General features: G+C 70.6%; 16 protein-coding genes. 11 read left to right on the forward strand and 5 right to left on the reverse strand.

Annotated features, from left to right (window positions below; all coding sequences use genetic code 11):
- Positions 1 to 32: 32 nt before the first annotated feature.
- Genes GL325_RS11940 through GL325_RS11950 form a run of 3 tightly spaced genes read left to right on the forward strand, consistent with a single transcriptional unit; the run spans position 33 to position 4,284 of the window.
- Positions 33 to 1,565, forward strand: a complete 1,533-nt coding sequence (locus tag GL325_RS11940; protein WP_187769802.1) for a carboxyl transferase domain-containing protein — start codon at positions 33 to 35, stop codon at positions 1,563 to 1,565.
- Positions 1,566 to 1,570: 5 nt separating this feature from the next.
- On the forward strand, positions 1,571 to 3,361 hold the full coding sequence (locus GL325_RS11945) for a biotin carboxylase N-terminal domain-containing protein (RefSeq protein ID WP_187769705.1): 1,791 nt from the start codon (positions 1,571 to 1,573) through the stop codon (positions 3,359 to 3,361).
- Positions 3,362 to 3,372: 11 nt separating this feature from the next.
- Positions 3,373 to 4,284 carry a hydroxymethylglutaryl-CoA lyase gene (locus tag GL325_RS11950; protein ID WP_187769803.1) on the forward strand — a complete coding sequence of 304 codons (912 nt, stop codon included), beginning with the start codon at positions 3,373 to 3,375 and terminating at the stop codon, positions 4,282 to 4,284.
- Positions 4,285 to 4,375: 91 nt separating this feature from the next.
- On the opposite strand, the gene GL325_RS11955 is transcribed toward GL325_RS11950, so the two are convergent.
- Positions 4,376 to 5,059 carry an EcsC family protein gene (locus GL325_RS11955; protein ID WP_154597226.1) on the reverse strand — a complete coding sequence of 228 codons (684 nt, stop codon included), beginning with the start codon at positions 5,057 to 5,059 and terminating at the stop codon, positions 4,376 to 4,378.
- An 87-nt stretch (positions 5,060 to 5,146) separates the two neighbouring features.
- On the opposite strand from GL325_RS11955, the gene GL325_RS11960 reads away from it, so the two are divergent.
- The 4 genes from GL325_RS11960 (at position 5,147) to GL325_RS11975 (ending at position 8,281) form a co-directional block, all read left to right on the forward strand.
- Positions 5,147 to 6,109, forward strand: a complete 963-nt coding sequence (locus tag GL325_RS11960) for a phosphotransferase (RefSeq protein ID WP_187769706.1) — start codon at positions 5,147 to 5,149, stop codon at positions 6,107 to 6,109.
- Entirely contained in the window at positions 6,106 to 6,762 is a 657-nt protein-coding gene (aat, locus tag GL325_RS11965) for a leucyl/phenylalanyl-tRNA--protein transferase (protein WP_154597224.1), read from the forward strand. The genes GL325_RS11960 and aat overlap by 4 nt, the downstream gene beginning before the upstream one ends.
- Positions 6,763 to 6,860: 98 nt before the next feature.
- Positions 6,861 to 7,139 carry an HU family DNA-binding protein gene (locus tag GL325_RS11970; protein ID WP_146826569.1) on the forward strand — a complete coding sequence of 93 codons (279 nt, stop codon included), beginning with the start codon at positions 6,861 to 6,863 and terminating at the stop codon, positions 7,137 to 7,139.
- Positions 7,140 to 7,210: 71 nt separating this feature from the next.
- Entirely contained in the window at positions 7,211 to 8,281 is a 1,071-nt protein-coding gene (locus GL325_RS11975; protein WP_187769707.1) for a type II CAAX endopeptidase family protein, read from the forward strand.
- Positions 8,282 to 8,354: 73 nt separating this feature from the next.
- Here GL325_RS11975 and GL325_RS11980 read toward each other — a convergent pair whose 3' ends face one another.
- From GL325_RS11980 to GL325_RS11990, 3 genes are read right to left on the reverse strand one after another with little or no spacing between them, the layout of a single operon-like run.
- Positions 8,355 to 10,670: an MMPL family transporter gene (locus tag GL325_RS11980; RefSeq protein ID WP_187769708.1), complete on the reverse strand. Its 2,316-nt coding sequence runs from the start codon at positions 10,668 to 10,670 to the stop codon at positions 8,355 to 8,357.
- Between the two features lie 43 nt (positions 10,671 to 10,713).
- On the reverse strand, positions 10,714 to 11,307 hold the full coding sequence (locus tag GL325_RS11985) for a TetR family transcriptional regulator (RefSeq protein WP_187769709.1): 594 nt from the start codon (positions 11,305 to 11,307) through the stop codon (positions 10,714 to 10,716).
- Between the two features lie 49 nt (positions 11,308 to 11,356).
- Positions 11,357 to 11,674, reverse strand: coding sequence for a rhodanese-like domain-containing protein (locus GL325_RS11990; RefSeq protein ID WP_187769710.1), 318 nt, complete (start codon positions 11,672 to 11,674; stop codon positions 11,357 to 11,359).
- A gap of 158 nt (positions 11,675 to 11,832) precedes the next feature.
- Between GL325_RS11990 and GL325_RS11995 the strand changes: the two genes are divergently transcribed.
- The 4 genes from GL325_RS11995 to GL325_RS12010 all read left to right on the forward strand — a co-directional run bounded on the left by GL325_RS11995 (position 11,833) and on the right by GL325_RS12010 (position 16,382).
- Positions 11,833 to 12,207, forward strand: coding sequence for an ATP-binding protein (locus GL325_RS11995; protein WP_187411646.1), 375 nt, complete (start codon positions 11,833 to 11,835; stop codon positions 12,205 to 12,207).
- Positions 12,208 to 12,245: 38 nt separating this feature from the next.
- The gene (locus GL325_RS12000; protein ID WP_187769711.1) at positions 12,246 to 13,085 is read left to right on the forward strand and encodes a DUF5926 family protein; all 840 of its coding nucleotides are present in this window, start codon (positions 12,246 to 12,248) and stop codon (positions 13,083 to 13,085) included.
- An 88-nt stretch (positions 13,086 to 13,173) separates the two neighbouring features.
- Positions 13,174 to 13,881 carry a beta-phosphoglucomutase family hydrolase gene (locus tag GL325_RS12005; RefSeq protein WP_187769712.1) on the forward strand — a complete coding sequence of 236 codons (708 nt, stop codon included), beginning with the start codon at positions 13,174 to 13,176 and terminating at the stop codon, positions 13,879 to 13,881.
- Positions 13,878 to 16,382: a glycoside hydrolase family 65 protein gene (locus GL325_RS12010; RefSeq protein ID WP_187769713.1), complete on the forward strand. Its 2,505-nt coding sequence runs from the start codon at positions 13,878 to 13,880 to the stop codon at positions 16,380 to 16,382. The genes GL325_RS12005 and GL325_RS12010 overlap by 4 nt, the downstream gene beginning before the upstream one ends.
- A gap of 6 nt (positions 16,383 to 16,388) precedes the next feature.
- Here the strand turns inward: GL325_RS12010 and GL325_RS12015 are convergent, their stop codons facing one another.
- Positions 16,389 to 17,999: a YegS/Rv2252/BmrU family lipid kinase gene (locus tag GL325_RS12015; protein ID WP_187769714.1), complete on the reverse strand. Its 1,611-nt coding sequence runs from the start codon at positions 17,997 to 17,999 to the stop codon at positions 16,389 to 16,391.
- Positions 18,000 to 18,055: the final 56 nt, after the last annotated feature.

The following is an 18,055-nucleotide window of genomic DNA, read 5'->3' on the forward strand; positions in this document are numbered from 1 at the left end:
GGTTAATGAGTGTTAACCTTCGAGCCGTGGACATGCGAGAGCTCGTCGCCGAGCTGAGGGAACGTACGGCGACCGCGCGGCGAGGCGGTTCGGAGAAGGCACGCGACCGGCACGTCGCGCGCGGCAAGCTGCTGCCCCGGGAGCGGGTCGACCGGTTGCTCGATCCCGGCTCGCCGTTCCTGGAGATCGGCGCGCTGGCCGCGTACGACATGTACGGGGAGGATCCGTTCGCCGTGCCCAGCGCCGGCATCATCACGGGCATCGGCCGGGTGTCCGGACGCGACTGCGTGATCGTCGCCAACGACGCGACAGTCAAGGGCGGCACGTACTACCCGCTCACGGTCAAGAAGCACCTGCGCGCGCAGACGATCGCGGCCGACAACCACCTGCCGTGCCTGTACCTGGTCGACTCCGGCGGCGCCTTCCTGCCGATGCAGGACGAGGTCTTCCCCGACCGCGACGACTTCGGCCGGATCTTCTTCCACCAGGCCCAGATGTCGGCCCGCGGGATCCCGCAGATCGCCGCCGTCATGGGCTCGTGCACAGCCGGAGGCGCCTACGTGCCGGCGATGAGCGACGAGTCCGTGATCGTGCGGGACCAGGGCACGATCTTCCTCGGCGGCCCGCCGTTGGTGAAGGCGGCCACGGGCGAGGTCGTCACCGCCGAGGACCTCGGCGGCGGCGAGGTCCACGCCAAGATCTCGGGCGTCGTCGACCACCTGGCCGACGACGACGACCACGCCCTGCAGCTGGTCCGTTCGATCGTCGACACGTTCGCGCGACCGGCGGAGCCGACGATCACCCGCCGCGAGGCCCTGCCGCCGCGCGAGGACCCCGAGGGTCTCTACGACGTCGTGCCGGTCGACTCGCGGACGCCGTACGACGTGCGCGAGGTCATCAGCCGGATCGTCGACGACTCGCGACTGCACGAGTTCAAACCGCTCTACGGCGACACGCTCGTGTGCGGGTTCGCGCACATCGACGGCTGGCCCGTCGCGATCCTGGCGAACAACGGGATCCTGTTCAGCGAGTCGGCGCTCAAGGGCGCGCACTTCATCGAGCTGGCCAACCAGCGCGGCATCCCGCTGGTCTTCCTGCAGAACATCACGGGGTTCATGGTCGGCAAGGAGTACGAGAACGGCGGCATCGCCAAGGACGGCGCCAAGCTCGTCACGGCGGTCGCGTCCAGCGTCGTCCCGAAGTTCACCGTCGTCATCGGCGGCTCGTTCGGCGCCGGCAACTACGGCATGTGCGGCCGCGCCTACGACCCGCGATTCCTGTGGATGTGGCCCAATGCCCGGATCTCGGTGATGGGCGGCGAGCAGGCGGCCTCGGTGCTGGCGACCGTGCGCGGCGACTTCGAGTCCCCGGAGGCCGAGGAGCGGTTCAAGGCGCCGATCCGTGACCAGTACGAGACCCAGGGCTCGCCGTACTACTCGACCGCCCGGTTGTGGGACGACGGGATCATCGATCCGGTCGACACCCGCCGTGTCCTGGCACTCGGCCTCGCGGCCGCGTCGCACGCCCCCCTTCCCACGCCGAACTTCGGCATCTTCCGGATGTGAGTGACATGGCTCTGCACTCTGTGCTCGTCGCCAACCGCGGCGAGATCGCCGCCCGTGTCCTGCGGGCCTGCCGCGAGCTGGGCATCCGCTCGGTGGCGGTCCACGTCCCCGGTGACACCGCGCACATCGCACTGGCCGATGCCGTCGTCGAGGTGCCCTCGTACCTCGACGGGGCCGCCATCATCGAGGCCGCGCGGTCCACGGGGGCCGAGGCGATCCACCCGGGGTACGGGTTCCTGTCCGAGAACGCCGGATTCGCGCGCGCCGTGACCGACGCCGGCCTGGTGTTCGTCGGGCCCAGCGCCGACGTCATCGAGGTGATGGGCCGCAAGGACCGCGCGCGCGAGGTCGCCGAGCGGGCCGGCGTCCCGGTCATGCCTCGGTACGAGCCGCAGGCCGTCCCGGCGGACGCCTACCCGGTCCTGGTCAAGGCGGCGGCCGGCGGCGGAGGCAAGGGCATGCACGTCGTGCGACACCCCGAGCAGCTGGCCGAGGCGCTCGCGACTGCGGCGCGCGAGGCCCGTGCGGCCTTCGGCGACGACACCCTCCTGGTCGAGCGGTACGTCGAGGGCGGCCGTCACGTCGAGGTCCAGGTCTTCGGCGACGAGCAGGGGAACGTCGTCCACCTGCTCGATCGCGACTGCTCGGTGCAGCGTCGTCACCAGAAGGTCGTCGAGGAGGCCCCCGCGCCCGACCTCGACCCCGGGGTGCGCGACCGGATCCGCTCGGCGGCCGTGGCCCTGTGCCGCGAGGTCGGATACGTCAACGCCGGCACCGTCGAGTACCTCGTGATGGGCCAGGAGGCGTTCTTCCTCGAGATGAACACCCGGCTCCAGGTCGAGCACCCCGTGACCGAGGAGGTCACCGCCACGGACCTCGTGCACTGGCAGCTCGCGGTCGCGGCCGGCGAGTCCCTGCCGCTGACCCAGGACGAGATCACGGCGGTCGGTCACGCGATCGAGGTGCGCGTCTACGCCGAGGATCCGGCAGCGGGATTCCTGCCGCAGGCCGGCCGGATCCGCGAGGTCTGGTGGCCGGGCGCCCGCGTCGAGTCCGTCATCGGCGACGCCGAGGGCGCGGACGTCACGTCGTCGTTCGACCCGATGATCGCCAAGATCGTCGTGGCGGGCGACGATCGCGCCGAGGCGGTCGACGCGATGGTCGAGGCGCTCGAGATGACGGCCGTGTTCGGCATCCGCAGCAACGTCGGCTTCCTGCGCCGGGTCGTGGACTCCGCGACCTTCCGCGACGCGGTGATGGACACGGGCTGGCTGGACACGGCTCCCGAGGAGCTGTTGACCACTCCCGCGGTGCCTGCCCACGCGGCGGCGGTCGCGGCCCGGCTGCTGTGGCCCGAGCCCGACGACGGCTGGCGCTCGGCGGGCCCCGCGGCACCGCTGAGAATGCCCGTCGTCGACGAGGAGGGCATCCGGCACGAGGTGACCGTCTGGTCCGACCACGTGCTGCCGGCGACCACGGACGGCGCACGGGCCTGGGTCGCCGTCGAGGGCGAGACCTACGTGTTCGAGCGGCCCGACGGCACGCGGCGGCCACGCGTCCTGCACGCCGGCGACGCCGAGGTCACGGCCCCGATGCCCGGCACCGTCATCGCGGTCGACGTCGCGCAGGGCGATCGGGTCGAGGCCGGCCAGCGACTCGGTGCCGTCGAGGCGATGAAGATGGAGCTCGCCCTGACCGCCGCCCATGCCGGTGTCGTCACCGAGGTCGCCACGCTGGGTCGTCAGGTCAAGATGGGTGAGTTGCTGTTCCACGTCGAGCCGTTGGAGGAGTCGTGACCGCACTGCCGATGGTCGAGCGTGACCCGTCCCTTCCGGACCGCGTCACGATCTACGAGGTCGGTCCGCGTGACGGCCTGCAGAACGAGTCCGCGATCGTCCCCGTCGACGTCAAGGTCGCGTTCATCCAGGAGTTGGTCGCGGCGGGCCTGCCGATCGTGGAGGCGACCAGCTTCGTTCATCCGAAGTGGGTGCCCCAGCTCGCCGACGCCGCCGAGGTCGTGGACCGGCTGCCCGTCTCGGGCCGCGTCCCCCTCCCGGTGCTGGTGCCGAACGAGCGAGGACTCGACCGTGCCCTCGAAGCGGGCGTGCGCCACATCGCGATCTTCGCCAGCGCCACCGAGACGTTCGCCGAGCGAAACCTCAACAGCTCGGTCGAGGGCCAGTTCGCGATGTTCGAGCCCGTCGTCCGGCGCGCGCTCGCCGAGGGCGTGGACGTCCGGGCGTACGTCTCGATGTGTTTCGGTGACCCGTGGGAGGGACCCGTCGACCCGGCCCAGGTCGTCCGCGTGGGCCGGCGCCTGCTCGATCTCGGCGCGTCCCAGCTGTCCCTCGGCGACACCATCGGCGTCGGCACCCCCGGCCATGTCGCCCGGCTGGTCCGGGAGTTCGGCGATGCGGGCGTGCCGGTCGACCGGTTGGCGATGCACTTCCACGACACCTACGGGCAGGCGCTCTCCAACGCCCTGGCCGCGCTGCGGTGCGGGATCACGACGTTCGACGCGTCCGCCGGGGGCCTGGGCGGCTGCCCCTACGCCGAGAGCGCGACCGGCAACCTCGCGACCGAGGACCTCGTCTGGATGCTCGACGGACTGGGGATCGAGCACGGGGTCGACCTCGCCGCGCTGGTCCGCGCCAGCGTGACGATGGCGAAGGCGCTCGGCCGCGAGAGCCCGTCCGCGGTCGTGCGCGCCCTGGCCTGACCGCCCTCTCCCGAGATTTGCTCCCTTTTCCACCTTTCAAAGACTCTGAAAGGTGGAAAAGGGAGCAAATCTCGTGCTTGGGGAGAGGCGCTCAGCGCTTGCGCTTGAGGCGGCGGTCCCTGAGCTCGCTCTGGGCGTAGCGGCCGACCTGCCAGGTGCCGAAGCCGTCGGCGCCGGCGCCGACCGCCCCGCCGAGCAGCGGGATGCGCTTGCCGGCGAGCATCAGGGCCCGGCGGCCGATGGTGCGGCCGACCAACTCCCCGGTGACCTCCTTGGCGATCCGGTCGTCCAGCAGCGGATCGTGCACGGGCGACGTGGCCAGGGCCATCGGCGAGGAGGGCAGCCGCTTCTTCTTGACCATCTCGGCCACGGTGTCCTCGCCGAGCATCACCGCGAGGACGGCGTTGCGCACGCGCGGATCCTCGAGGTCGTAGCCGCGCAGGTGGGCGATGCTCGCGACGAGGTGGCACTGCACGATCGTGACTCCGACGACGTTCGCGGGCACGGTGGCCGGGGCGAGGGCGATGCCGCCGATGTTGGTGACGAAGCCCTGCACGCCCGCCAGGCTGGTGTGCGACCGCACGAGGGAGGCGACCGCCTTCTCGACGTCACCGCCGTGCGAGGCGAGCTTGGCCCCGGCGGTCTCGATCACGGGGCGCAGCGGCCCGACTCCGTCGATCGCCATGTCCAGAACCGCGCGGACGTATCCCGATGCCACGCTGGGCACGACGCGCGTGCCGGCCTCCTTGGCGATGCGGTCCTTCATCATTCCCATGCCGCAAGCATAGGAAGGATGCGCGAATGCGCCCCTCGGTCGCGTCGCCGCCGGCGTTGCGGGGCGTGCCGCCCCTAGGGTTGGCCCATGGTGCACGAGCCGTTCTCCACGCGGGTGGCGACACCGCAGTGGCGCACGGAGGCGCAGGGGTGGATCCGGGCGGCGTTGGCCGACCACGCGATCGCCGTCACCGGCACCATCGAGCAGCCCCGGATCCGTCCGTGGTCGACCCAGCTGACGGTGCCGACCGACCGGGGCGTGGTGTGGTTCAAGGCGGCCTGCCCGTCGATGGCGTTCGAGCCGGCGCTGCAGCAGGCGCTCGCGCGTCTGGTCCCCGGCTCGGTGCAGCACCCGCTGGCGGTCGAGCGCGACCGTGGATGGATGCTCACCCTCGACCACGGCCCGACGTTGGCGGACCAGCGCACCGCGACGTTGGAGGACTGGCGGCTCGCGCTGGCCGAGGCGGCGCGGGTGCAGCGCGCCCTGGTGCCGCACCGTGCGGAGCTGCTGGCCACGGGGCTTCCCGACGCCGGCCCTGAGACGGTCGTGGGCCGGTTCGACCGGCTGTTGCAGCTCCACGAGCACGCGACGGCCGGGCACGGTGCCCTGGTGGCGCCGGAGCGGATCGTCGAGCTCCGCGGACGCCGTTCCGAGCTGGTCGACGCCTGCGCGGAGCTGGCCGAGTCGTCGGTGCCGTCGACGTGGCAGCACGGCGACCTGCACCCGGGCAACCTGCACGAGGACGAGCGGATCGCCTTCTTCGACCTCGGCGACGGGATGTGGGCGCACGCGATCGAGATCCTGTCGGTCCCGTACGGCGTGGTCACCGGCGAGGGCTCGGTCCCGTGGCCGGAGGTCGTGACGGCGTGGACCGAGGCGTGGGAGATCGAGCCCGCCGAGTTCGACCGGCTGTGGCGGGCCTCGGCGCTCACGCATGCGGTGAACCGTGCGGTAACGTGGCACCGCGCCCTGGTGACGGCCACCGGCGCCGAGATCGACGAGTGGGGCGATGCGGTCGAGCATCACTTGGCGTCCATGCTGGACGCATGAAGCCGGTCCCCCTGCCACCCTCGCCGTGGACGTTCGATCCACGCGACTGGCCCCAGGACGACTGCATCGCGTACGGCGCCGACCTGGAGCCCGCCACCATCGTCGAGGCGTACCGCCACGGCGCCTTCCCGATGCCCGACCGCGACCTCCTGCTGTGGTGGTCTCCCCTGGAACGCGGGGTGCTGCGGCCGGGTGACCTGCGGATCTCGCGGTCGTTGCGGCGCTCTCTGCGGGGCTTCACCTTCACCGTCGACACCGACTTCGAGGCCGTGATCGACGCCTGTGCCGACCCGAGTCGTCCGGGGTCGTGGATCACCGCGTCGATCCGGTCGGCCTACCTGCGCCTGCACGATCTGGGCTACGCGCACAGCGTCGAGACGCGCGACGAGGACGGTCGGCTGGTCGGCGGGCTCTACGGACTCGGCCTGGGATCCCTGTTCGCAGGCGAATCGATGTTCCATCGCCGCACGGACGCCTCCAAGGCGGCGCTGGTCGCCCTGGTCGATCGGATGTCGGTCCTCCCGGAGTGGCTCATCGACACCCAGTGGCAGACGGAGCACCTGGCGACGCTCGGTGTCCAGGTCGTCTCACGGGAGTCCTACCTGGCGACGATCGAGACGCTCGTCGACCGTCCCGCGCCCGTTTGGGACTGAAATCTCGCGACACGCCGAAGGCCCCCGGGGGGAAGCACCCCCGGTGCGCTCCCTAGACTGCTGGACGTACCCATCACATCCATTTCAGGAGCAGAATCGTGGCACTTTCCCGCAACGATCTCGTGGCCGAGCTGGCCGCCAAGACCGGCAGCACCAAGAAGGACGTCGACGAGTTCGTCACCGCCTTCGCCGAGCTCGTCATCGACTCGGTCGCCAAGGGCGAGAAGATCTCCATCCCCGGTGTGCTCTCGGTCGAGCGCGTCGCCCGCGCTGCCCGCACGGGTCGCAACCCCGCCACCGGCGAGACCATCGACATCCCGGCCGGCTTCGGCGTGAAGGTCAGCGCCGGTTCGCGCCTCAAGGCTGCCGCGAAGTAAGTCTTCGCCCCGACGCCCCCGCCCTGTGCACACAGGGTCGGGGGCGTCGTGCGTTGTGTGAGGATGCGGGGGTGACGCCTTATCACCGGCTGGCCCGCGAATCGCCCGATTTCGCCCACTGGCGACTGCCTGTGGCGGCGGTGCTGGGAATCGTGTTCTACGGCTCGATCTCGGTCGGTCTGACCATCGTGTTGATGATCGTCCTGGTGGCGTCGGGCGCCGACACGGACGCGTGGCTCGGCTCGGCCAGCACGGACATCGCGATCGACGACCCGGGGATGCTGCTGTTCCAGCTGGGCACCATCGCCGCCCTGATCCCCTGTGTCCTGGTGCCGGTGGCCCTGGTGTGGCGCCGTCACGTCGGGTACCTGCACTCGGTCGCGGGCCACCTGCGCTGGCGCTGGCTCGGCCGCTGCGTCGCTCTCGGGTTCCTCGTCGTCGGGGTCACCCTGGGGCTCTCCGTGGTCGTCGCGGCCGTGGTCGGGGACGACTCCGTCCAGTTCGCATCGCTCGACGGCCGGGCCGTCGCATCGCTGCTGGTCGTGCTGCTCGTCGTCCCGTTCCAGGCCTCCGCCGAGGAGTACGTGTTCCGTGGGGCGCTGATGCAGCTCATCGGCTCCTGGACCCGCTGGGCCGTCGTGCCGGTCGTGGCCACCAGCCTGCTGTTCGCCGCCGGCCACGTCTACGACTTCTGGGGCCTGGTCTCGGTGTTCCTGTTCGGTGTCATCGCCGCGGTCATGACGATCCGCACCGGCGGCCTGGAGGCCGCGATCGGGCTGCACATCGCGAACAACACCGTCCTGATGGTCCTCGACGTGCTGGGCCTGGTCGACTCCAGCGGCGAGGGCGCGGGGTTCCTCAACGAGGTCGTGCCGTCGACCGTGATGTGCCTGGTCTTCTGGGCGCTCGTCGAGTGGTCCGCCCGCCGGCACGACCTCCAGCGGCTGAGGCCATCGCTGCCCCCGTTGCCGGCTCCTGTCCCGGCGTACCGCGTGGTCCCGCCGCCGCCCTACGTGCCGCCGGGCGTGCCGCCGCAGGCGGTCGCCCCGCCCGCGCCGGTCGTCCCCGTGGCCCCGCCCCGTGCCGAGGTCCCGCCCAACGCGCCGTCCTACCCGGGGGATCCCGGCGTGTGGGACCGCTGAGCCGGTCCTGCCACGACGACGACGACGGGCCGCCCTCGGACGAATCCGAGGGCGGCCCGTGCGCCGTGTCGGCTCAGACCTTGCTGTAGTGGTCGTCCAGGTGCGGACGGTGCAGGTTCTCGCCCTCGATGTCGACGTTGGGGATGATCCGGTCCAGCCACTTCGGCAGGTACCAGGCCTTCTCGCCCATCAGGTACATCAGTGCCGGAATCAGCACGAGACGCACGATGAAGGCATCGAAGATCACCGCGGCGGCCAGCGCGAAGCCCATCGACTGCACGATCGGCTCGTCCATGAAGATGAACCCGCCGAAGACCGCGGTCATGATCAGCGCGGCAGCCGTCACCACGCGGGCGCTGTTGCGGAACCCGTCGACGACGGCCTCGCGGTAGGACGCGCCGTGGACGTGGGCCTCGCGGATCCGGGTCACCAGGAAGACCTGGTAGTCCATCGCCAGCCCGAAGACCACGCCGATCAGGAAGATCGGGATGAAGCTGACGATCGGCTGGCCCGGGAAGAAGCCGAACAGGCCCTCCTGGAAGATCGCGACCGTCGCACCCAGGGTCGCCATGACCGAGAGCAGGAATCCCAAGGTGGCGGTCAGTGGCACCAGCAACGACCGGAACACCATGACGAGCAGCACGAAGGCCAGGCCGATGACGATGGCCAGGTAGAGCGGCAGCGCGTCGGCCAGCATCTGCGAGACGTCCGCCTGGATGGCCGTCAGGCCGGTGACGCCGACGGTGGTGCCCGTCTGCTCCTCGATCGCCTCTTCGCCGTCGCGCAGCGATTCCAGCAGTTCCTCGGTCGCGGTGTCCTCGGCGCCGGTGGACGGCTGGATGAGGATCATCGCGCCCTTGTCGTTGGCTGCGGCCGTCATCGCGTTGGCGACGTCGTCCTGACCGCTCGCCCACGCCGTGACGGCCTGGTAGGCCGCCTGCTGCTCCTGCGGGTCCTCCACGCCACGGGCGTCGACGACCAACAGCATCGGTGACAACCGGCCCGGGCCGAAGGCCTCGGTGACGAGGTCGGACGCCTTGCGCTGGGTGGTGTCCTTCGCCGCCGTGCTGTCGGTGGGCAGTGCCAGGTGCATGTCCTTGACCGGAACGGCGAGCACACCCAGACCCACGACGACGAGCAGCACCCAGGCCAGCGGCGCCTTGCGCAGGAACCGCGCCCAGCGGACGCCGTTGTTGAGGATGTGGCCGTTGGCCTCGCGCGCCGGGCGGTACCGGCGGAACGTGCCGCCGAACGCCTTGGACTTCAGCAGGCCCAGGGTGGCCGGCAGCAGGGTGAGGGCGACGAGCACCGCGACGGTGACGGTCGCCGCGGCGCCCAGGCCCATGGCGGTCAGGAACGAGATCCCGACGACGCTGAGCGCGACGAGCGCGATGATCACCGTCAGGCCGGCGAACACGACGGCGGAGCCGGCGGTTCCGACCGCGACACCGATGGCCTCCTCGCGGTCGTCAGTGTGGTCGAGCTCGTTGCGGTAGCGCGCCAGGATGAACAGCGCGTAGTCGATGCCGACCGCCAGCCCCAGCATGCTGGCCAGGGCGGTCGTGCTGGACGGGACCTCGGTGATGGCGGTCATCGCGGTGATGGCGGTGATGCCGATGCCCACGCCGATGCCGGCCGTGACGATGGGCATGCCGGCCGCCACGAGCGAGCCGAAGGTCAGCGCCAGGATCACCAGCGCCAGCGCGATGCCGATCAACTCGGACGAGGCGCCCGCGGGCTCCATCGCCTGCATGGCCGACCCGGAGACCTCGACGGTCAACCCCGCGTCACGGGCGTCGTCCATCGCGGCCGTGACGGCATCTTGCATCTCGGGCGTGACCTCGAGGACCGTGGGCACGTCGAACGTGAACGCGATCGTGCCGACCCGGCCGTCCTCGGACAGTGGTGTGGCGGCACGGATCTGCGACTGCGCCTGGGCCAGCGCCGCGTCGCGGTCGAACGGCTGGCCGGCGTCCTTCGCCTGGGCCTGTGCCTGATCGATGCCCGAGGTCACCTGCCCCTCGAGGCCGGCCGCCGCCTCGACGGGACCGACGACGCCCTCCTTGACGTCCTCGATCGAGGCGATGTCGGCGACGAGCGATGCCACCGCGGCCGCCTGCGGCTCCTGCGCGAGCTTCTCGCCCGCCGGGGCGGCCACGACGATCGTGGCGCTGGGCGCGTCGACGGCGGCCGCGGCGGGGAAGAGCTCCTGCTGCAGCTCGGCGGCCTCGACCGACTCGATGCCGGGGATCGAGAAGGTGTTGGACATGGGCTTGGACAGGTAACCCGCGACGGCGCCGAGGCCCACGAGGGCCACCAGCCAGCCGGCGAGGAAGATCGGCCAACGCCGGTAGGCGGTCTTGCCGAGTCGATAGAGCAGGGTTGCCATGCGGCGGTCGTCTCCTGGGGTGGGGGGTCGGGGATCGTGGTGGTCAGGTGTGAGCCGGCTCGAACAGCGAGCTCATGGTGTCGAAGGCGAGGTCGAGGCACTCCGCGAACGTCCGGGTCGGTGTCGCGAGAGCCTCGTCGAGGGCGGCATCGCACACGGTGACGACGACGGCGCTCAGCAGACGCAAGGTGAGCGGTTCGATCGCCCGGCCCTCGCGGCGGGTGATCGCCTCGGACAGCAGTCGCGACTTCTCGACGAAGCGCTCGTGCACGGCGGTCATCAGGCGAGGGTCGCTGCACAGCAGGCGCCGGATCGCGTCGATCTCGGCGGGGTCCGGGGAGTCGGCCGCCACGGTCGCGCGCACGATCTCCTTCACGTCCACCAGGAGCCGACCGGTCGGCCCGCCGGCCCGGAAGGTCTCCAGCAGGTCGGGCTCGACCTCGTGCTCGGGACCGAGCACGGCGTCGACCTTGCCCGGCACGTAGTTGAACAGGGTGCGTCGTGAGACGCCCGCCCGTTCGGCCAGCTGGTCCATGGTGAAGCCGTCGAGTCCGCGCTCCTGCGTCAGCTCGCGAGCGCAGCGCGTGATCGTCAGGAGGGTCCGCTCCCGACGCAGTTGCATTGCACTCTTCGACACGGAGTGCAGTCTTGCACTCCGTCAGCCGCGGTGCAATCGGGGGCGTCCGTCAGGTCACGACGGTGCGGCCCGCCGCCTCCCACGCGTCCATCCCGCCCTCGAGGTTGATCGCCTCGTGACCGCGGTGGGTCAGCCACGCGGCGGCGTGCGCCGAGCGCTGGCCGAGGTGGCACACGACCAGGACGGGGCGCTCGGGGTCGAGCTCGTCGACCCGGAACGGCAGGTCGCCGAGGGGGATGTGGAGCGCCCCGGGCAGGTGTCCCGCGGCCCACTCGAACGGCTCGCGCACGTCGAGCACGATCCACTCGGCCGGGACCGGATCGGGCACCTCGGTGGGCTCGAGACGCGTGAGTTCGTGGTCGGTCATGAGACGGTGGACCTCCGTGAGGGCCTTGAAACGGTGGCGGTTGAATGGTTAATTGTTAGTAGCCACGGGTGCGCGCCGGCGAAGGCGCGCCCTCGCATGAGGCTGCAGGTCACCTGCCGGGGGAATCGAAAGGGGGACAGATGGTGCACAGTCGCGATGTGGTGCGACTGCCATTCGAGTCTTCCACCCCGGGCATCGCCCGCACGAAGCTGGCCGCATTCTTGACCATCAACCGGATCGACTCCCCGGTCATCGACAACGCCCTGATCGTGCTGAGCGAGATGATCGCCAACGCCGTCGCCCACGGCACGCCGGACCAGGACGGCACGATGGAGATCTCCTGGAGCATCGACGACGGTCTGCTCAACCTCAGCGTCCGCGACGCCGGCCACTGCACCGAGATGGTGCCCCGCCCGTTCGACGAGGACTCCCTCGGCGGTCGTGGCCTGTCGATCATCAGCCGGGTCGCCGACAAGTGGTCGGTCGACCTGACCGGCGGCACCTGCGTGCGCGCCGAGCTCGCGCTGGCCTGATCACCGGCCCGCTGCGGCGGGCGGATAGCGTGTCGGTCATGGGCAAGAAGTCGAGGCGTACCAAGCCGGCCAAGCAGCGCATGCCATTCGTCGCGCGCACCTTCGAGGGACTGCCGTCGGAGGGCGACTGGGTCGCCCTGCGTGAGTTCGTGCCGTCCGCCACGGCGACGGTCGGCCTGCGCGACGGCGGCACCGTCCGGATCTGCTCGTTGCTGCCCGGCGCCGGTGCCGGACTCGTCCGTCCCGACGGCGAGATCTGGGTGGGTCTGCAGGTCATGCACAACCACGGCGACATCAGCCGCGACCTGGCCCACGTCATCGAGATCGCCCGCGAGACCGAGCCGGGCACCCCGATCCGCATGACGGCGCCGGGCGTCGGCGCGCGCCTGCAGGACCTCATCGACCCCGACAGCGACTTCGAGGTCGAGCTGCACGACGGCTTCGACTGGTGGCTCGTCGAGCAGGACCGTGACTCGTCCGCCGCTGCGGCCGCCCTGGAGGAGGCCAACGCCACGATCGCGCCCACCACCAAGCTGACGGCCACCGACTCCGCGTACGTCACGGACATGGGCGACCACTCCTACCTGCGCTGGATCATGCTCGACGACGAGGGACCGCTGCTGGACGCCTTCGCTCGCCTGCGCGCCGCCGGGACGGACTCGCTGGGCGAGGGCACCGAGCTGATCGGGATCTTCCGGGCGCACGGCCTGCTCGTGCCGGTGTGGGAGCTCGACGGCGTCGGCGCCGCGGAGCTCGACGCGGCGGTGCCCGATTTCGCCGCCGTGCTGGACGAGGCGAAGAGCCGCACCGACGAGCTCAGCAGCGACGAGCGGACGGCACGGCGCGAGCTGATCAGCCGTCAGGTCACCATCCGCTGACTGGAATCCGTGGGGTTCTCGTCGCCCAACGCACGCGGGTGCACCCGCATTCACGCGGTTGTCATGTGGGCAGCCTAGGCTGGAAGACGTGGACTGGAACGACTATGACGCCGCGTTGTTCGATCTCGACGGAGTGATCACTCCGACCGCTCGCGTGCACCAACTGGCCTGGGCCAGGATGTTCACCGACTTCCTGCAGGGCCGGGACGTCGACCCCTACACGGAGGCGGACTACTTCGCCTACGTCGACGGGAAGCCGCGTTACGAGGGTGTCGCCTCGTTCCTCGGGTCCCGAGGAATCGAGCTCCCCCACGGGGACCCCTCCGACGACCCGTCCGTCGAGACGGTCTGCGGCTTGGGCAACCGCAAGAACGACTACTTCTCCGAGGTGCTGCGCACCGAGGGTGTCGAGGCGTACCCCGGCTCGATCGCCCTGCTCGACGCGCTCGAGGAGCGCGGTGTGAAGTCGGCCCTCGTGTCGAGCTCGCGCAACGCGCGGCCCGTGCTGGCGGCGGCCGGGTTGGCCGACCGCTTCGAGGTGGTCGTCGACGGCGAGGTCGCCGCCGCCGAGCACATCGCGGGCAAGCCCAGACCCGACACCTTCCTCATCGCCGCCGAGCGACTCGGCGTCGCCTCGAAGCGCTCGGTCGTCCTCGAGGACGCGGTCTCGGGCGTGCAGGCCGGCGCAGCCGGTGACTTCGGTCTGGTGGTCGGCGTCGATCGAGGCGCCGGGGCCGACGTCCTGCGCGAGAACGGCGCGGACGTCGTCGTGTCCGACCTGGCGGAGTTGCTGTGAGCTGGCACGAGGCGCCGGAGTCCGCCGACTTCCTCGACCGCTCCCGGTGGCCTGTCGATCCGTGGCGACTGGTCGAGACGCACCCCGACCAGACCGATCTGGGCGTGGCCGAGACCTTGTTCTCGGTGGCCAACGGCTACCTGGGCATGCGCGGCAACGTCACCGAGGGCCGTGACTCCCACACCCACGGCACCTTCATCAACGGCTTCCACGAGACATGGCCGATCCACCATGCCGAGGAGGCGTTCGGGTTCGCCCGTGTCGGCCAGACCATCGTCAATGTTCCCGACGCCAAGGTCATCCGGCTGTACGTCGACGACGAGCCGTTGCTGCTCAGCGTCGCCGACCTGCTCGAGTACGAGCGCTCCCTGGACTTCCGCGACGGGGTCCTGCGCCGCGAGATCCTGTGGCGCACCCCGTCGAACAAGCTGGTGAAGGTCGTCGCGACGCGCATGGTCTCGTTCGCCCAGCGGCACCTGGCCGTGCTGGAGTTCGAGGTCACGATGCTCGACGCCAGCGCCCCGATCGCGCTGTCCTCGCAGATCCTCAACCGCCAGGACGGCGAGGACGAGTACCACGTCCGCTCCAAGGCGATGGGTGAAGGACACGATCCCCGCAAGTCCGAGGGCTTCGACCGCCGCGTGCTCGAGCCGAAGTACCGCTGGGGCGACGCCGACGAGGGCCGCGTGGCCCTGGGGTTCCGGTGCTACGACAGCGGCATGACGCTCGCGGTCGCGGCCGACCACGAGTTGGTGACCGACAACCACAGCGACACGACGGTCCAGGTCGAGGACGACCTCGCCAAGGTGACGTACCGGATCGCCGCCGAGCCCGGCGTGCCGATCCGGCTGACCAAGCTGGTCGCCTATCACACCTCCCGCGGCGTTCCGGCGCGTGAGCTGGTCGACCGGTGCCGCCGCACGCTCGACCGCGCCTTCCATGAGGGCGTCCAGAAGCAGTACGACGACCAGCGGGCCTGGCTCGAGGACTTCTGGAAGCGCTCCGACGTCGAGGTCCCCGGCCACGTGGAGGTCCAGCAGGCGATCCGGTGGAACCTGTTCCAGGTCGCCCAGGCCAGCGCCCGCGCCGAGGGTGCGGGCATCCCGGCGAAGGGCCTCACGGGGTCGGGCTACAGCGGCCACTACTTCTGGGACACCGAGGTCTACGTCCTGCCGTTCCTGACCTACACGAACCCCGACCACGCGCGGAACGCCCTGCGTTTCCGGTACAGCCTGCTCGACGCCGGCCGCAAGCGAGCCCACGAGATGTCGCAGTCCGGGGCCCTGTTCCCCTGGCGCACCATCAACGGGGAGGAGGCCTCTGCCTTCTTCGCCGCCGGCACGGCGCAGTACCACATCGACGCCGACATCGCGTATGCCGTGGCGCAGTACTACCTCGCCACCTCCGACGAGGACTTCATGTTCCGTCAGGGGATCGACATCCTCGTCGAGACGGCCCGGATGTGGGTGGACCTGGGCTTCTGGCGTGACGAGGAGGTCGGCACCTTCCACATCCACGGCGTCACCGGCCCCGACGAGTACACGACGGTCGTCAACGACAACCTCTTCACCAACGTCATGGCCCGGTTCAACCTGGCTGCGGCCGCCCAGTCGGTGAAGCTGCTCAGTCAGCGCGACTCGATGGCCTACGACCGCATGGTCGTCCGGCTGGGGTTGAAGGACCACGAGGTCGGCGACTGGGAGCGGGCGGCGCGCAACATGGCGATCCCGTTCGACGAGGCACTCGGGGTGCACCCGCAGGACCAGCACTTCCTCGAGCGCGAGGTGTGGGACCTCGACAACACCCCGCTGGAGAAGCGGCCGCTGCTGCTGAACTACCACCCGCTGGTCATCTACCGGTTCCAGGTGATCAAGCAGGCCGACGTGGTCCTGGCGCTGTACCTGCAGGGCAACCACTTCACCAACGAGCAGAAGCGTGCCAACTTCGCGTACTACGACCCGATCACCACCGGCGACTCCACGTTGTCCGCGGTCGTGCAGTCGATCATCGCCGCCGAGGTCGGGTACCGCGACCTGGCCTACCGCTACTTCCTCGGCGCCCTGTTCGTCGACCTGGCCGACCGGCACAAGAACGCGACCGACGGCGTGCACGTCGCCTCGACCGGCGGCATCTGGAGCGTCCTGGCCTGCGGCTTCGGCGGCTTCCGCGACCACCAGGGCGAGTTCACGCTCGACCCCAGGCTCCCCGAGGCGTGGGACGAGCTGATCTACCGCCTCACGATCCAGGGCACCCGCGTGCGGGTGACGGTCCGTCAGAACGAGCTGGAGCTGTTCATCGAGGAGCAGCAGCCGAACGGGCTGGGTGAGTTGGTCGACCCGGTCTTCAGCGTGCGGGGCCGCACGGTCAAGGTCTCGCCGGGCGATCCGACGCTGGTCCCGCTCGACGGGCAGGGTCCGCACATCGAAGGGACCCCGCAGCCGGTCGCCGGGCGTCGCCGCGCGGACGGCACCGTGATCACGGCGATCGTCCCGGGAAGCTGACGCCGGCTACGGCGCCGGGGCCAGGCTGGCGGGAACCCGCACCAGCACGACGCCGGGGTGGACCTGGGCGGTGATCTCCTGGAACTCACCGACCGGGTCGCCGTCCAACTGCATCGGCACGGGCTTCTCGGCGCGGATGTGCACCTTCTGGGCGCACAGCCGCGCCAACCGCTCGTCGTTGGACTTGCGACGCATCAGCACGCGGGCCACGATCGACAGCCAGCCGATGAAGCGCTTCGGGGCCACGACCACGATGTCGAGCACCCCGTCGTCGATCTGGGCCTCGGGCAGCAGCGGGATGCCCGCCTGCAGGAATCCCACGTTGCCGATCACGACGGTGCGGGCGCGGAAGTGCCGCGGCGGGTCGTTGTCGAGCGTGATGGCGACCTTGGTGCGCGGGAAGGTGACCGCCTTGAGGCCCGACAGGAAGTACGCGAGGTAGCCCACGCGCTTCTTGAGGTCCTCGTTGACGCCGGTCATGATCATCGCGTCCATGCCCAGGCCCGCCATGACCAGGAACGAGGTCTCGGTGCCGCCGTCGGTCGAGAAGCTGGCCAGGTCGATCGCGCGGTCCTGTCCGCCGAAGACCACGTCGAGCGCATCGCGGGTGTTGACGGGGATGTCGAGGTTGCGGGCCAGCAGGTTGCCCGTGCCCAGCGGCAGCACGCCGATCGCCACACCGGAGCGGGTGGCCTCCTCGCACACGGAGCGGACCGTCCCGTCGCCGCCCGCGGCGATGATGAGGTCGACGCCCGCGTCCAGGGCGGCACGGGTCTGCCCGTGGCCCGGGTCCTCGACGGTGGTCTCGAACCACCGCGGCTCGCCCCACCCGTGCAGCGCGCCCACCTGGCGCACCTTGGTCTTGAAGTCCTCGACGTCACCGACCTTGACCGGGTTCAGCACCACGGCGGCGCGGCGCTGGCCGGAGCCGGTCAGGACGGCGGTCTCGGCCGGGGCCCGGCCACTGCCGCTGACCGTCAGCCGCCACAGCAACAGCGGGACGAAACTGCCGAAGCACAGGCCGGCCGTCACGTCGCTGAGGAAGTGCACCCCCAGGAAGACACGGTCGGCCGCGACCAGCAGTGCGAGGACGATCCACAGCGTGAGCAACAGTCGCCGGCGCAGACCGCGCCCGGTCAGGACGATCGTCAGCAGGGCGAGCACCGTGAAGAAGAGGCCGGCGCCGGCGGAGTGACCGCTGGGGAACGAGTGGCCGCCGATCTCGTGCAGGGGCAGGTCCCAGACGGGGCGCTCACGCCGGACGACCAGCTTGATCAGGGCGTTGCCGCCGAGCACCACGACGGCACTGACCACGACCCAGATCGCCAGCAGGCGCTCGTTGCGCCACCACAGCACGCCGGCCAGGATCGCCAGCGCCACGCCGACGCTCCAGTTGCTGGTCACGGTCGCGGCGACGTCCAGCACGTCCACGAGCCACGGGCGTCCGTCCGTGACGTCGTACGCCCACTCGGCCACGTTCTGGTCGAGGTCGATCAGGGGCCGCCACGTGGTGGTGACGAGCACCGTCAGGAGGACGAACAGGACCGCCTCGACCGCCATCAGGAGGGTGGGGATGAACGGCCGGTCACCGTCGGCACGGCGCAGGTCGATCGTCACGGCAGTCCTCTCGTCGGTGTGGCGCCCGCCAAGCGTAACCGCGCCGCGACAGCTCG

Origin of the sequence: Aeromicrobium sp. 636 (assembly GCF_024433585.1) — a bacterium.
In the GTDB taxonomy this organism is placed as follows: domain Bacteria; phylum Actinomycetota; class Actinomycetes; order Propionibacteriales; family Nocardioidaceae; genus Aeromicrobium; species Aeromicrobium senzhongii.